Here is a 548-nt window from a genome sequence, read left to right as displayed (position 1 = left end):
TCTAAAGCTGATTGTGTCTTGGCTGATAGAGTCAATAGATGTAAAGGACGTTCTACTGATGCGGTTACTGGTTGAGATATTGGGGCTTGTTCCAACACTACATGAGCGTTAGTACCGCTAAACCCGAAAGAACTGACTCCCGCCAAACGTGCTTTTTCTTTTGTTTGCCAGAGAGTTTTTTCAGTCGGCACAACAATAAAAGGCAAATTCTGCCAGCTAATATGAGGGCTAGGATGATGAAAGTGCAAATGTGGTGCAATTTCAAGGTGCTGCAATTGTAACACCACCTTGATGATACCCGCGATGCCTGCGGCTGATTCTAAGTGTCCGATGTTAGTTTTCACTGAACCAAGCACTAGGGGTTGGTCTACTGGGCGATTTTTGCCCAACACCACTCCCAAAGCTTCCACTTCAATGGGATCTCCCAAAGAAGTACCTGTACCGTGAGCTTCAATATAGCTGACAAGTGATGCTTCTACTCCTCCATTTGCCAACGCTTGGCGAATTACGGCTTGCTGGGATGACCCGTTAGGTACTGTTAGACCGCT

The 548-nt window shown here is 46.4% G+C and carries 1 protein-coding gene; it reads right to left on the bottom strand.

The genetic code is table 11. The features are described from left to right. Window positions 1-548: ketoacyl-synthetase C-terminal extension domain-containing protein (locus tag MiSe_RS49700; protein WP_226595008.1), on the bottom strand; the 548-nt coding region annotated here is incomplete at both ends.

Origin of the sequence: Microseira wollei NIES-4236, assembly GCF_020521235.1 — a bacterium.
Lineage (GTDB): Bacteria > Cyanobacteriota > Cyanobacteriia > Cyanobacteriales > Aerosakkonemataceae > Microseira > Microseira wollei.
The sequence above is the reverse complement of the archived record's forward strand: the minus strand, read 5'-3'. Positions and strand labels throughout refer to the sequence as shown.